The organism is Pusillimonas sp. (assembly GCF_044464525.1).
In the GTDB taxonomy this organism is placed as follows: domain Bacteria; phylum Pseudomonadota; class Gammaproteobacteria; order Burkholderiales; family Burkholderiaceae_B; genus Pusillimonas.
In genome coordinates this window covers 24366-38728 of record NZ_JBIQLE010000020.1, presented here as the reverse complement: position 1 = coordinate 38728, position 14363 = coordinate 24366, and the positions used below count along the sequence as shown (strand labels likewise).

13 protein-coding genes are annotated in these 14363 nt (G+C 61.8%); 10 read left to right on the top strand and 3 right to left on the bottom strand.

Annotation, left to right across the window (positions count from 1 at the left end; translation table 11 throughout):
* Positions 1-242 precede the first annotated feature (242 nt).
* From ACIY1O_RS11965 to miaA, 3 genes are read left to right on the top strand one after another with little or no spacing between them, the layout of a single operon-like run.
* The gene (locus tag ACIY1O_RS11965) at positions 243-860 is read left to right on the top strand and encodes an exopolysaccharide biosynthesis protein (RefSeq protein ID WP_397475320.1); all 618 of its coding nucleotides are present in this window, start codon (positions 243-245) and stop codon (positions 858-860) included.
* A 2-nt stretch (positions 861-862) separates the two neighbouring features.
* A complete protein-coding gene (gene mutL, locus ACIY1O_RS11960; RefSeq protein WP_397475319.1) occupies positions 863-2746 on the top strand; it encodes a DNA mismatch repair endonuclease MutL in 1884 nt (627 codons plus the stop codon).
* Positions 2743-3687 (top strand): tRNA (adenosine(37)-N6)-dimethylallyltransferase MiaA, encoded by a 945-nt coding sequence (gene miaA, locus ACIY1O_RS11955; protein ID WP_397475318.1) that lies wholly within the window; start codon positions 2743-2745, stop codon positions 3685-3687. Before mutL ends, miaA begins: the two co-directional genes overlap by 4 nt.
* Before the next feature lie 103 nt (positions 3688-3790).
* Here miaA and purM read toward each other — a convergent pair whose 3' ends face one another.
* A complete protein-coding gene (gene purM, locus ACIY1O_RS11950; protein ID WP_397475317.1) occupies positions 3791-4840 on the bottom strand; it encodes a phosphoribosylformylglycinamidine cyclo-ligase in 1050 nt (349 codons plus the stop codon).
* A 77-nt stretch (positions 4841-4917) separates the two neighbouring features.
* Here purM and hda point away from each other — a divergent pair, with 77 nt between their 5' ends.
* From hda to folK, 4 genes are read left to right on the top strand one after another with little or no spacing between them, the layout of a single operon-like run.
* Positions 4918-5619, top strand: a complete 702-nt coding sequence (gene hda / locus ACIY1O_RS11945; RefSeq protein ID WP_397475316.1) for a DnaA regulatory inactivator Hda — start codon at positions 4918-4920, stop codon at positions 5617-5619.
* Positions 5616-6317 (top strand): HAD family hydrolase, encoded by a 702-nt coding sequence (locus ACIY1O_RS11940; RefSeq protein ID WP_397475315.1) that lies wholly within the window; start codon positions 5616-5618, stop codon positions 6315-6317. The genes hda and ACIY1O_RS11940 overlap by 4 nt, the downstream gene beginning before the upstream one ends.
* Before the next feature lie 9 nt (positions 6318-6326).
* The gene (pcnB, locus tag ACIY1O_RS11935) at positions 6327-7691 is read left to right on the top strand and encodes a polynucleotide adenylyltransferase PcnB (RefSeq protein ID WP_397475314.1); all 1365 of its coding nucleotides are present in this window, start codon (positions 6327-6329) and stop codon (positions 7689-7691) included.
* 11 nt (positions 7692-7702) lie between these two features.
* Positions 7703-8200, top strand: a complete 498-nt coding sequence (gene folK, locus ACIY1O_RS11930; protein ID WP_397475313.1) for a 2-amino-4-hydroxy-6-hydroxymethyldihydropteridine diphosphokinase — start codon at positions 7703-7705, stop codon at positions 8198-8200.
* A 49-nt stretch (positions 8201-8249) separates the two neighbouring features.
* Here folK and ACIY1O_RS11925 read toward each other — a convergent pair whose 3' ends face one another.
* Both ACIY1O_RS11925 and ACIY1O_RS11920 read right to left on the bottom strand, forming a co-directional pair.
* Positions 8250-9770, bottom strand: a complete 1521-nt coding sequence (locus ACIY1O_RS11925; protein WP_397475312.1) for a fumarate hydratase — start codon at positions 9768-9770, stop codon at positions 8250-8252.
* Between the two features lie 41 nt (positions 9771-9811).
* Positions 9812-10579 (bottom strand): crotonase/enoyl-CoA hydratase family protein, encoded by a 768-nt coding sequence (locus ACIY1O_RS11920; RefSeq protein ID WP_397475311.1) that lies wholly within the window; start codon positions 10577-10579, stop codon positions 9812-9814.
* A 211-nt stretch (positions 10580-10790) separates the two neighbouring features.
* On the opposite strand from ACIY1O_RS11920, the gene glyQ reads away from it, so the two are divergent.
* From glyQ to gmhB, 3 genes are read left to right on the top strand one after another with little or no spacing between them, the layout of a single operon-like run.
* Positions 10791-11690, top strand: coding sequence for a glycine--tRNA ligase subunit alpha (gene glyQ / locus ACIY1O_RS11915; protein WP_397475310.1), 900 nt, complete (start codon positions 10791-10793; stop codon positions 11688-11690).
* Positions 11687-13822: a glycine--tRNA ligase subunit beta gene (gene glyS / locus ACIY1O_RS11910; RefSeq protein WP_397475309.1), complete on the top strand. Its 2136-nt coding sequence runs from the start codon at positions 11687-11689 to the stop codon at positions 13820-13822. The genes glyQ and glyS overlap by 4 nt, the downstream gene beginning before the upstream one ends.
* Positions 13819-14355, top strand: a complete 537-nt coding sequence (gene gmhB, locus ACIY1O_RS11905) for a D-glycero-beta-D-manno-heptose 1,7-bisphosphate 7-phosphatase (RefSeq protein WP_397475308.1) — start codon at positions 13819-13821, stop codon at positions 14353-14355. The genes glyS and gmhB overlap by 4 nt, the downstream gene beginning before the upstream one ends.
* Positions 14356-14363: the final 8 nt, after the last annotated feature.

Sequence of the window (14363 nt, the reverse complement as noted above, 5' to 3'; positions counted from 1 at the left end):
AGCGTGGGGGCATTTCCCCCGCCGGGCCGCCCCAAGGAAAAAAGTGCCCCCTTGGGGGGCAGCAAGCCGGCGCAGCCGGCGTAGCGTGGGGGCATTTCCCCCGCCGGGCCGCCCCAAGGAAAAAAGTGCCCCCTTGGGGGGCAGCAAGCCGGCGCAGCCTGCGTAGCGTGGGGGCATTTCCCCCGCCGGGCCGCCCCTGAAAGCTGCTACCATAAAGGCCGACCCTTTTACCTTCGAAGCAAATGCATTTCAGCGACACCCGCACCCCCTTAAGCGAAACGCTTTCCACCGCGATCGACGGCATCCAAGGTGAGTCCGTCACTTTGCGCAACCTGATGGCGGCCATTGGCGAACAAGGCCTGCTGGTGTTGTGCGCCATCGCCACTCTTCCGTTCCTCATCCCGGTTTCCATTCCAGGCGTCTCCACTGTGTTCGGCGCGGCCATTGTGCTGCTGGCGGTGGCCATCACCATGAATCGCCTGCCATGGCTACCCCAGCGCATACTGGACCGCCCTTTGGAAACGGCAAAGCTTCTGCCCGCCCTGCGCAAGGGAGTGGCCATCGTCTCGAAGCTCGATGCGTGGGTACTGCCACGGTTTCCATTTTTAACGTCCGGGCCCTTTGCGCGTTTCAATGGCCTGGTGCTGATATTTGCCGGGCTGCTGCTGATGGCGCCCTTCGGCCTGATCCCGTTCTCGAACACCGCGCCGGCGGTGGCGATTCTGTTTCTTACCATGGGTATGCTTCAGCGCGATGGCCTGTTCATCTTGCTGGGCTATCTGGGTACGGTGCTGACAGTCGTGTATTTTTCAACACTGCTGTATGCCGCATGGCGGGCGGGCGGCGCTCTGCTGAGCTGATCATGCAGGAACGCCGCTCCATTGCTCCGCTTCCCGATCTGCTCGTCAGTCAGATTGCAGCCGGTGAAGTCATCGAGCGTCCCGCTTCCGTATTAAAGGAAGTTCTGGAAAACGCCATCGATGCCGGCGCCGCAAACATCGAAATCCGGCTCGAAGGCGGTGGCATACGACGCATCGCGGTCAGCGACGACGGCTCGGGCATCCCGCATGACGAGCTCGGCCTTGCATTGACGCGACACGCCACCAGCAAGATACAGTCGCTTGAAGAGCTCGAGTCGGTTGCTTCAATGGGGTTCCGAGGCGAAGCGCTGGCCTCCATCGCATCGGTCTCGCGATTCAGCCTGATTTCGCGCACCGCCCGCGACGATCACGCCTGGCAATTAGAGCCGAACTCTGCCAGGCCCGAGGCAGCCGCCGGCCCCGTGGGCACCACGGTGGACATCCGACAGATTTTTCACGATATACCGGCGCGCCGTAAATTCCTCCGCGCCGAGGCCACCGAGTACGGCCACTGCGTGGATGCCCTTGAACGCATCGCACTAGCCCACCCCGGGGTGGGCTTTCGCTTGTTCCACAATGACAAGCCTCAGAAACAGTGGCGAGCCGGCGCCATCCGGCAACGCATACTCGACGTGCTGGGCCGGGAGTTCTGCGAACAATCGATCGACGTGGAGCTTGAGTCAGGCCTGATCGCGCTGCGGGGCCTGATCATCCGGCCGGCTTTTGCCCGATCCCGCGCCGACAAACAATATCTATACGTCAACGGACGCTTCATACGCGACCGCGTTGTTTCCCACGCCATTCGACAGGCATACGCCGACGTGTTGCACGGCGACCGGCAACCAGCCTACGTACTGTTTCTATCGGTCGACCCTGCCACAGTCGACGTCAACGTGCATCCGGCCAAACATGAAATCCGCTTTCGCGAAAGCGGGGCGGTCCACCGCTTCGTTGGCCAGGCAGTGGGTCAGGCTCTTGGCCACGCCGCAGGCGCTTCAATTGGACTTGCGTCCCCCGACGGCGCCCCTTCCGCCGGTTCGGAAGCCCCTCGCAACAACACTACAAGCGGCGCCTTCCCCTCGGATCAGGCCCATGCCCAGCCGTTGTCGCCCGACCGCTCCGGGCCCAGCCCCAGCGGCTTCTATGCGCCGCCGGCCAGGCAGACAGCATTTCGCCTCGGCGATCATCAAACAGGGCACGCCGATAATTGGCATAGGCTGTATCAACCTTTGCAGCCGCAAACAGCGGCGCCCATTGCCGACCTTGCTTCAAGCTCAAATCGCGAGCCGATATCGGACAATGAGCATCCCCTGGGCATGGCGTTGGGCCAGCTTCATGGCATCTATATTCTGGCGCAGAACCGCGAGGGACTCATCCTGGTAGACATGCATGCAGCCCACGAACGGGTCGTATACGAGCAGTTGAAGAATGCCATGGATGCGCGCGAGCTGCCGCGCCAAGAGCTTCTCGTACCCGTAGTGTTTTCGGCCACCGAGAAAGAGCTGGGCCTGATAGAAGAACACGAAAACAGCCTGACCGAGCTGGGCCTGGTTTTAAGGCCCTCTGGGCCGTCCGCCATCATGGTCCGAGCGGTGCCCGCGCTGCTGGCCCGCGGCGACGTGGAATCGTTGGCCCGCGGCGTGCTTGGCGACCTTGCTCAAGTGGGCAGCTCGGCCCTGCTTACCGAGCAACGCAATATGCTGCTTTCCACCATGGCCTGCCACGGCTCGGTGCGCGCCAACCGCCGCCTCACTCTGGATGAAATGAACGGCCTGCTGCGCCAGATGGAGCGCACCGAACGGGCCGACCAATGCAACCATGGCCGACCCACGTGGATCCATTGGAAGCTGGGCGAGATCGACCGCTTTTTCCTGCGCGGCCAATGAGCCCCCCCGTCATCTGCATCGCAGGCCCCACAGCGGCCGGTAAAAGCGCCTCGACCTTGGCTCTGGCCCGCGACTGGCCCATCGAGATCATCAACGTCGACTCGGCGACCATCTATCGCGGCATGGACATCGGCACAGCCAAGCCTTCGCGCGAAGAGCGCGAACGCATACCCCATCATCTTCTGGACATCCGCGATCCGGCCGAAAGCTACTCCGCCGCCGCGTTTCGAGAACACGCACTGGAACTGATCGGCGACATCGCCGCGCGTGGACGCATCCCCCTGCTTTGCGGCGGCACCATGCTCTATTACAAGGCATTACGCGAAGGCCTGGACGATCTTCCCCGCGCCGACCCCGCAGTGCGCGCGCAGTTGGATGCGGAAGCCCAGGAACGCGGCTGGCCCGCGCTTCATGCCGAGCTGGCCGCCGTTGATCCACCCACCGCCACGCGCCTGGCGCCCAATGACAGCCAGCGCATACAACGGGCCCTGGAAATTTTTCGCCTGACGGGCACGCCCATGTCCCAACTATTGGACAAGCGTCCATCCGACACAGAAAACCAAGGCCGGTATCTGACAATCAGCCTCGAACCTTCGGACCGCCTCGCCTTGCACGAGCGCATTCGGCAACGATATCTCGCCATGATAGACATGGGCTTGGTGAATGAGGTGGCTGCCTTGCACCGCCGGCCCGATTTGCATCCCGGCCTGCCCTCGATACGCTGCGTCGGCTATCGACAGATTTGGGACCATCTGGATGGAAAGGCAAGCTTGGCTGAAGCCGTCGAAAAGGCCGTTGCGGCCACCCGCCAACTGGCCAAGCGGCAACTGACCTGGTTGCGCTCACAGCCTGATCGTATGGTGGTCGACTGCTTGGCGCATGACGCAGCCAGCCAGGTTGCAAGCCTGGCCAGCCGCCTCTGGCGGACCAATATCAATTAGAGATCAGAGCTAACCGCCAAGGCGCGCCGGCATTCGATGGCGACCTGAACACAAATGGCCCGTCGCCCCGCCTGGCCTCGCCCGGCCGCCGAGCGCATCGGCTCTAGACCACCACCGTCTGAGGGGCTTCGTCAACGCGCGCCACGATCACACCCAATTGGCTGACCTGCTCGCCGTGGCCGGCCAACGTTGCGGAAACGGCGTCGGCCTGGTCAGCCGGCACGACAATAATCATGCCGATGCCGCAGTTGAACACCCGATGCATCTCGGTTTCCTCGACATCGCCGTTCTGTTGCAGCCAGCGAAACAGCTCGGGCATTTCCCACGCATCGCGATGAAGCTTGGCGGCCAGGTGAGGCTGAAGGATGCGCGGCACATTGTCGAGCAGCCCGCCGCCGGTTATGTGGGCCAGGCCCTTGATGGCCGCGCCATGCTCTTTCAGGGCGGCCAGCACCGCCTTGGCGTAGATGCGAGTGGGCTCCATGATGACATCTGCCAGCGGCCGGCCGCCCAGCTCTTGTGTGGGCCGTGCATTGGCGTGGGTAAGAATCTTGCGCAACAGCGAAAAACCGTTGGAATGTGCGCCGCTGGAGGCCAGACCCAACACCACATCGCCCTCGGCGATTGATTTGCCATCAATGATGAGCGATTTTTCGACCGCACCCACGGCAAAACCGGCCAGATCATACTCACCGTCCGGGTACATGCCGGGCATTTCAGCCGTTTCCCCGCCTATAAGCGCACAGCCCGAAAGCTCGCAACCCTTGGCTATGCCGCCCACCACGCTGGCCGCCGTATCGACAGACAGCTTTCCGCAGGCGAAATAATCAAGGAAGAACAGCGGTTCGGCGCCCTGGACCAGGATGTCGTTGACGCTCATGGCGACAAGGTCGATGCCCACGGTATCGTGGCGCTGCCATTCGAACGCCAGCCGCAGCTTTGTGCCCACCCCGTCGGTGCCCGCCACGAGCACGGGTTCCTTGAAGTGCTTGGGCACTTCGAAGAGCGCCCCGAAACCGCCGATGCCGGCCATGACACCCGCACGCATGGTCTTGGCCGCAAGCGGCTTGATGCGATCGACGAGCGCCTCGCCGGCGTCGATGTCCACACCGGCGTCGCGATAGGTTAAGGGGGCGGAATTTTTGGTAGTCATGAGAAAAGCCGTGGGATATGTAAGAATTGCGTGTTGAACTGAATCGTCTAGCGCATTTTACGCTTTTACCCCCCGCAATGCCCCGCCAACTAATCCTCGATCTTCTGCCCCCGCCGCCGCCCACTTTGGATAACTTCGTTGTTGGCGACAACGCGGCCGCCGTCGATGCGCTGCGGCACTGGCGGCCCGGACGAGCCATCTACCTTTGGGGCCCGCCCGGCTCGGGCCGCAGCCATCTGCTGCGCGCAATCGGAGACGCGCCCGGCAACCAGTATGTCGAAGCCCCTAAAGCGGCCGAACGGCTGATTCGAATCGCCCACCACGAAGCCAGCGAAACGCGCCTGGTTGCCGTGGACGGAGTCGAACTTCTGGACCCCGCCGGCCAATCGGCCCTGTTTGCCCTGTACAATCGCTGGCGAGAAGAGTCCGCCGGCTCTCACGCCTTTACGTTGCTGCTGGCGGGCGACCGCGCCCCTATGTCCATGCCGCTGCGTGAAGACCTGCGTACCCGGCTGGGCTGGGACCTGGTCTATCGCCTTCAGCAGCTTTCCGACGACGAAAGGGCCCAGGCCATGCGCGCGCAAGCCGCCGAACGTGGTCTGCAACTGGCTCCCGAAGTGGTCAACTGGGTACTTACCCACTATACCCGCGACATGAACCATCTCAGCGCCCTGATCGACGCACTTGATCGCTACTCGCTTGAAAAGCAGCGAGCCATCACCCTGCCACTTTTAAAGGATCTCCTGGCGACCACGACGTCGCCCGACGAAACCGCATGACCACTCCAAGAAATCTGGCCCTGTTTGACCTGGACCACACCCTGCTGCCGCTTGACAGCGACTATCAATGGGCCGACTTCCTGGCCCGCACCGGCCGCGCCGGCGACCCCGTGGAAGCCCAGCGCCTGAACAACGAACTGATGGAACGCTACAACGCCGGCAACCTTACCGCGCAGGAAGCCGCCGAGTTCATGCTGGGCCTGCTGGCCGCCGCCGCCACTTCTGACCTGGCCGAATGGCATCAGGTCTTCATGCGTGAAATCATCGAACCCAACATCCTGCCCGTGGCGCGTGAGTTGGTGGATAAACATCTGCAGCAAGGCGACCTGTGCGCCATTGTCACGGCGACCAATGAGTTCGTAACAGCGCCCATCGCCCGGGCCTTCAACATCCCGCACCTGATCGCCACCGTGCCCGAAATGCACGAGAATCGCTATACAGGCGCCATCCACGGCGTTCCCAGCTTCCAAGAGGGCAAGGTCACGCGCGTCAACGAATGGCTGGCTGGGCAAGGATTGAACCTGCAAAGCTTCGAGCGCAGCTACTTCTACAGCGACTCGACCAATGACTTGCCTCTGCTTGAGGCTGTCACCGACCCCATCGCGGCCAACCCCAGCCCGACTCTCCGGCAGGTGGCCCAGAGCCGCGGATGGCTGATCCTGGATATTTTCAAGGACATGCAGGACGCAAAGTCCTAAAATACGCCCATGCTGAAAGAGACAATAAAAAACTTTGTGGGCCGCTTGTTTGCCAGCCCCGTGGCGCGCGGCCCACAGCGGCTTGCGCGCGACAAGCACGGAATCGATCGACGCAACGTCTCGCGCCATGCGATCAAGGTCTGCGAGGTTCTGCATCAAAAAGGGTACAAGGCCTATATCGTCGGTGGCGCGGTGCGCGATCTGATCGCCGGGCTTGAACCCAAAGATTTTGACGTCGCCACCAACGCCACACCCGAGCAAATCCGCCCCCTGTTCCGGCGCGCCCGCATCATCGGACGCCGCTTCCAGCTAGTACACGTGGTTTTTGGCCAGGAAATTATCGAAACCTCGACTTTCCGGGCCCCCGCAGACGCCGGGGACCAGATCACCGACGAGCACGGACGCATCCTGCGCGACAACCTGTTCGGCACCCACGAACAAGACGCCGCCCGACGCGACTTCACGCTCAACGCGCTTTACTACGACCCCATCAACGAAGAAGTAACCGACTATCATCAAGGCGTGGCCGACCTTAAAAACCGCGTAGTACGCATGATAGGAGACCCCGAAACCCGCTATCGCGAAGACCCGGTACGCATGCTGCGCGCCGTGCGCTTCGCCTGCAAGCTCGGCGGCACGGTCGACCCGGCGACACTGGCCCCCATTCGCAAACTCGCGCCTTTGATCAAGAACGTCCCCTCGTCTCGCCTGTTCGACGAAATGCTCAAGCTGCTCACTTGCGGTCACGCCATGAAGTGCTTGCAGCAACTGCGCGATCTGGGCCTGCTCCAGGGCTTGTTGCCCGTCACCGACGCCCTGTTCCAAAGCCCCGAGGGCGAACAGTTCATATCGCTCGCCCTCGAGCGCACCGACGCGCGGGTTCGTTCCGGCAAATCAGTCAGCCCCAGCTTCCTGTTCGCCGCCCTGCTTTGGCAATTGGTCAATACACGCTGGGTTGATATCACTGCTCAGGGCGAACACCCCATCCAGGCCCTGGTCATGGCTGCCGATGACGTTATCGACCAGCAAACCCGCACCTTGGCAATCCAGCGCCGCTTCCAGGCCGACATGCGCGAAATCTGGTTCATGCAACCTCGGTTTGAACGAGCTTCGCCCCGCGCCATCTGGCGCATGCTGGAACATCAGCGCTTTCGCGCTTCCGTCGACTTCTTGCAACTGCGCGCCGAAGCGCGTGAAGTGGACAGCGTACAGGCGCAGTGGTGGATGGACCTGGCCGATGCCGACAGCAACACACGCATACAGATGATCGACGAGTACCAGCGGCAGAGCGCCGGCAGCGCCTCGGACAAACCTCGCAAACGCCGTCGCCGCCGCAAACCCGCAGCCGCTCGCCCCGACAACGCAACGGCTTGAACACGGCTACATTGAATTCCCACACTGACGCCACGTGGAGTACAGCCTACATCGGCCTGGGCGCCAACCTGGGCGACGCCCAGCAGGCCATTCAATCGGCGGGCCGGCAATTGGCGCAAACCGACGGCGTCACCGACCTTGAGCTTTCGCCCTTTTACCGCAGCGCCCCCGTGGATTCCAGCGGCCCAGACTACATCAACGCAGTCGCCTCGCTACGCACGCGGTTAGAACCCGAAGCGCTGCTCGACGCCCTACAGCGCATTGAACAGCTTCACGGCCGCGAACGCCCCTACCGCAACGCGCCTCGCACCCTCGACCTGGACCTGCTGTTATACGGCGAACAAAGCATCGACACGCCTCGCCTGACCGTGCCACACCCCCGCATGCACCTGCGCGCCTTCGTCCTGCGCCCCCTGCTCGACCTGGCGGCCGACTTCACTCTGCATGGCAAGACGCTCTCCGAATGGCTGCAGGCGTGCACAGATCAAAAACTGGAACGCTTGGGCTGATTCACCCCTAAGCTTGTCGGCAGTCTGCCTGGATACCTGCGCGGGGTAGTCAATCCACAACCACCGGAATCCGCGCAATACGCTCCCACTGCTTGGGGCCAGTCTCGTGCACCGACGTACCGCTGGCATCGACAGCCACTGTTACAGGCATATCCTTGACATCAAACTCATAGATAGCCTCCATGCCCAAGTCTTCGAAAGTCGCCACCTTGGCGCCTCGTATCGCCTTGGAAACCAGATAAGCCGATCCGCCAACCGCCATAAGATAAGCCGAGCCATGCTTGCGGATCGACTCAATCGCCACAGGGCCACGCTCGGCCTTGCCGATCATGGAAATCAGCCCGGTCTGTTCGAGCATCATGTCGGTGAATTTGTCCATACGTGTCGCCGTGGTGGGTCCGGCCGGACCCACCACTTCCTCGCGCACCGGATCGACCGGACCCACGTAATAGATCACGCGGTTAGTGAAGTCAACCGGCAACTGCTCACCCCGCTCGAGCATTTCTTGAATTCGCTTATGCGCCGCATCACGCCCGGTCAGCATCTTGCCTGACAACAACAGCGTCTGCCCCGGCTTCCAGCTTGCAACCTGCTCCTTCGTGAGCGTATTCAAATCCACCTGCAGCGACTTGTTGTAATCGGGCGCCCAATTGACATCCGGCCACTCGGACAACGACGGCGGCGTCAACTGGGCCGCGCCGGAACCGTCAAGCACAAAATGCACGTGGCGCGTGGCCGCACAGTTTGGAATCATCGCCACAGGCTTGGACGCCGCGTGCGTTGGGAAAGTATTTATCTTTACATCCAGCACCGTGGTCAGCCCGCCAAGACCCTGGGCCCCAATGCCCAGCGCATTCACTTTTTCATAAAGTTCGATGCGCAGTTCTTCGAGCTTATTGCTGGGCCCACGGCGCAGCAGTTCGTACATGTCGATGTCTTCCATCAACGCCTGCTTGGCCATCAGCATCGCCTTCTCGGCCGTACCGCCCACACCGATGCCCAGCATTCCCGGCGGGCACCAGCCCGCACCCATCTTCGGCACAGTTTCCATCACCCAATCCACCAGAGAGTCACTGGGGTTCAGCATGACGAACTTGGTTTTGTTTTCCGAGCCACCGCCCTTGGCAGCCACCTGCACGTCGACCGTGTCGCCAGCAACCAGCTCCACGTTCACAATACAGGGCGTGTTGTCGCGCGTGTTCTTGCGGGTAAAGAGCGGGTCAGCCAACACCGAGGCGCGCAAGGGATTGTCGGGATCCAGATAGCCCTGGCGCACCCCCTCGTCACAGAGCTCCTGCAAACTGCGCTGAGTATCCAGACGCACATTCATGCCGATCTTCAGAAAGACGTTGACGATGCCGGTGTCTTGACAGATAGGCCGACGCCCCTCTGCACACATGCGCGAGTTGGTCAGGATTTGCGCGATGGCATCCTTGGCCGCCGGGCTTTCTTCACGTTCGTACGCGCGCGCCAGATGCTGGATGTAATCGGCCGGATGGTAATAACTGATGAACTGCACCGCGTCTGCCACGGATTGGATCAGGTCGTCTTCTTTGATGATGGTCGTCATAACTATGTGGTGGTTTCAATAACAAAGCCCGGATTACTGCGTTATTTTCCGGTCCAGACAGGCTTGCGCTTCTCGGCAAAGGCAGTGGCGCCCTCTTTGGCGTCGGCAGACGCGAATATGGGGGTAGAGCGCGGACGCTGCAGGTCGAACATATCCGCCTGTCGCCAGTCGCGTGACTCGGCGATGATCTCTTTGGCGGTCTGTACGGCAAGGGGGCCGTTGTTCGCGATGACGCGGCCCAGCTCAAGGGCGCCTTCCAACGCCTTGCCTGCCTCGACCAAGCGATTGACCAGCCCGAAATGGTGGGCGCGCTCTGCCGGGAACATTTCGCCGGTAAGAATGACTTCAACCGCAATGTGATACGGAATTCGCTGAGGCAGGCGCAGCATGCCGCCCGAACTGGGCACCAAGCCCAGCTTGGTCTCTGGCAGACCAAACTTGGCATTGTCGGCAGCCACGATCATGTCGCATGCCAGCGCCAGCTCGCAGCCGCCGGCCAACGCATACCCTTCGACCGCGGCGATAAGCGGCTTGCGCGGCCCTTTTTCGCACAGGCCGCCAAAACCTCGGCGCCCCACCAGCGGACGCTGGCCCGTGGCGGCGAAGGCCTTGAGATCCATGCCGGATGAAAACGTGCCCCCGGCGCCTGTCAGGATGCCAAGAGCCACACTGTCGTCTGCGTCCAGCCGCTCGAATACCTCGGCCATGGCAACAGCGGTTTCGTAGTTGATGGCGTTACGCGCTTCGGGGCGGTTGATCGTAATGACGAGTATGCCGTCGACGACTTCTGTCTTGACTAGATCTGACATAGGGGTCTCCATCTGGCCGCGCCCTGCGCGGCAAAAGCTAAGGTTGGCGATAACCCAGTATCATACGACCAATGTTCCCCCCACCAAAATTCACCGGCGCGGCGCCGGCAAACTGCCGCAGCGCCGTCGTTTCGCGTCCGCAACGGCGAAGCACGTTAAAATTGAAAAATTTTGCGGCTTTTCGCATCCTTCGCTTTACTGGCTTTCGTTCATGCTCACCTTTCAGCAAATAATCCTGAAACTCCAGCAATACTGGGACCATCACGGCTGTACGCTTTTACAGCCTTACGACATGGAGGTAGGCGCGGGCACATCCCACACCGCCACTTTCCTAAGATCAATCGGACCCGAGCCGTGGCGTGCCGCCTACGTACAGCCCTCGCGCCGGCCCAAGGATGGGCGCTACGGCGAAAACCCCAACCGCCTCCAGCATTATTACCAGTACCAGGTGGTGCTCAAGCCTGCGCCGCCCGAGATTCTCGACCTTTACATAGAGTCGCTGCGCGCCCTTGGCATCGATCCGGCCCAACACGATATCCGTTTTGTCGAAGACGACTGGGAGAACCCCACTCTGGGCGCCTGGGGGCTGGGCTGGGAAGTCTGGCTGAACGGTATGGAAATCACCCAGTTCACCTATTTCCAGCAGGTGGGCGGGCTAGACTGCACACCGGCAACCGGCGAGATCACATATGGTCTTGAACGGCTGGCCATGTATCTTCAAGGCGTCGAAAGCGTCTACGACCTGGTCTGGACCACCAGCGCCAATGGCCGGCCTGTCCTGTACCGCGACGTATTTCACCAGAATGAGGTCGAGCAATCCACCTACAACTTCGAATACGCATCAACCACTATGCTGTTTGCCCATTTCAACGACTATGAGGCCGAAGCCAAGCGGCTCATCGAAGTACCGCTGGCCCTGCCCGCCTATGAAGCAACGCTCAAGGCCGCGCACACCTTCAACATGCTGGATGCCCGGGGCGCCATCAGCGTAACCGAGCGCGCCGCCTACATCGGACGCATCCGCAATCTGTCGCGCAGCGTTGCCCAGGCCTACTACGACTCTCGCGAAAACCTCGGTTTTCCGATGCTTGCCTCGGAGGCCTCGCGATGAGCCCCAACCGCCCACTGCTGGTCGAACTCCTCACCGAAGAACTGCCCCCTAAGGCCTTGCAAAAACTCGGCCAGGCTTTCGCCCAAAGCATACGCAGCACGCTTGAGAAAAAACGCCTCATCGACGCCGACTGCCGTGCAATCGACTACGCCACCCCCCGGCGCCTGGCCGTTCTTCTGGATGCCGTGCAGGCCCAAGCCCCCGAAGAGCACTACAGCGAGAAGCTCATGCCGGCCAAGGTGGGCCTGACTGAAACCGGCGAAGCCACACCGGCGCTGCTTAAGAAGCTGGCGGCGAAAGGGCTGGCGCATCTTGCCCCAGCCGACCTCGTGCGCGAATCCGATGGCAAGCAGGACTACCTGTACGCCAACGGCGTGGCGCCGGGCGCCACGCTCACAGACGCTCTTCAAGAGGCGCTCGAAGCAGCCATCGACAACCTGCCCATTCCCAAGGTCATGCGCTATCAATTGGCCGATGGCGCCACCACGGTAAAGTTTGTACGGCCCGCGCACGGCTTGGTCGCCTTGTGGGGAACCGACGTCCTGCCCGTTCACGCTTTAGGCCTGCAGGCCGGCCGGCGCACAGCCGGCCACCGCTTCATGGGCAACCCGGAGCTCAGCCTTGCTGAAGCCGCCGCTTACGAATCCGTGCTTCAGAACGAGGGCATGGTCGTGCCGTCGTTCGTGGCACGCCGCCGCGACATTCTGGCGCAGCTTGAAAGCCATGCTTCACGCCTGGGCTCCATTCTGGGTGACGACCCGGAGGTCGAGGCCCTGCTTGACGAAGTAACGGCATTGGTCGAGCACCCCACTGTCTATGCCGCGCAATTCGATCCGCGCTTCCTCGACGTGCCGCCCGAGTGCCTGATCCTGACGATGCGTCTCAATCAAAAATATTTTCCGCTGTTTGAGCCGGGCAGCGGCAAGCTGACGCATCAATTTCTCATCGTCAGCAATATGCAGGTCGACGACCCGACCAACATCATCGCCGGCAACGAACGGGTCGTGCGCCCCCGCCTCGCCGATGCCCAATTTTTCTACGAGACCGACCGCAAGCAGCCTCTGGCTGAACGGGTGGCGGCCCTGGCCGACAGCGTCTATCACAACAAATTAGGCTCGCAACTGCAGCGCACCGAGCGCGTGCGTACTGTCGCACGGCGCCTGGCCGAACGGCTCGGCGCCGATGCAGCCTTGGCAGACCGGGCTGCACTGTTGGCCAAGGCCGACCTGGCCACCAATATGGTGGCCGAGTTCCCCGAGCTGCAGGGCATCATGGGTGCTTACTACGCTCAGGCTGACGGCGAGCATCCCGCCGTGGTCGAGGCGCTGCACCGGCAGTACCGCATCCGCCTGACAGAGCCTGTCGACGAAGCATCGCTGGTCGGGGCCATATTGTTCATCGCCGAACGCGCCGAAACCTTGATCGGCATCTGGGGCATAGGCCTTGTACCCACCGGCGAGCGCGACCCTTATGGCTTGCGCCGCGCCGCGCTGGGCATTATCAGCGCCTTCGAGCAGCTCAGCGCAGGCGGTTATCTTTCGGTACCCGACAATTCCCGCCTGGCGCTTGCCGACCTGCTTGATGCCTCAGCCGGCACATTCGCGCAACTGGAAATCGCCGCCGACACGACCGACGCCGTCAGAAACTTCATTTACGAACGATATCGCAACCAGCTCGGGACAGACCACGACAAGCATGTCGTCGACGCGGTGCTGGCGCTCGAGCCTCCAATACACGAAGTTCGCGCCCGCATCGACGCCTGCTCCAGCTTCGCACAACGGCCCGAGGCCGAAAGCCTGGCTGCCGCCAACAAGCGCATCGGAAATATCCTGAAAAAAAGCGGCGAATCCTCCACCGCCGTCGATACCTCGAAGTTCACCGAGGACGCCGAGCGTTCACTGGCGCAGGTCATCAGCCAGATCCAGCCTGTGGCTCAAGCCCAGTTCGACGAAGGAGACTTCACCGGAAGCCTGGCCACGCTGGCCCAAGCCCGTACCGCCGTCGACGCCTTCTTCAATGAAGTCATGGTCATGGCCGAAGACCCCGCCGTACGCGCCAACCGGCTCGCTCTGTTGAGCGAACTACATGCGACCATGAACCGCGTGGCCGACCTCTCAAGGCTGGCATCGTGAAACTGGTCATACTTGATCGCGATGGCGTCATTAACCACGACAGCCCCAGCTTCGTGAAGAACCCGGCTGAATGGGTGGCGCTTCCGGGAAGCCTGGAGGCCATCGCCCGGCTTTCGCAGGCGGGTTGGCGAGTCGTCATCGCCAGCAACCAGTCAGGCTTGGCGCGCGGCCTGTTCAATATGGAAACACTCAACGCCATCCACGCCAAGATGCGCACCGAGTTGGCGCAATTGGGCGGCCATATCGACTCCATCTTCATCTGCCCGCACGGCCCGGATGACAACTGCCTGTGCCGCAAGCCCAAGCCGGGCATGTATCACGATATCGCCCGTCGCTACGACGTCAGTCTGAAGAATGTGCCGGCCGTCGGTGACTCGCTGCGCGATCTGCAAGCCGCCTCTAAGGCGGGGTGCTCGCCCTGGCTGGTCCTGACCGGCAACGGGCTCAACACGCAGGACAGCGACGAATTGCCACCAGACACGCAAGTCGCCGACGATCTGGCTCAGATCGTCGATCGCTGGCTCGAATCCTAAGGGTCTTT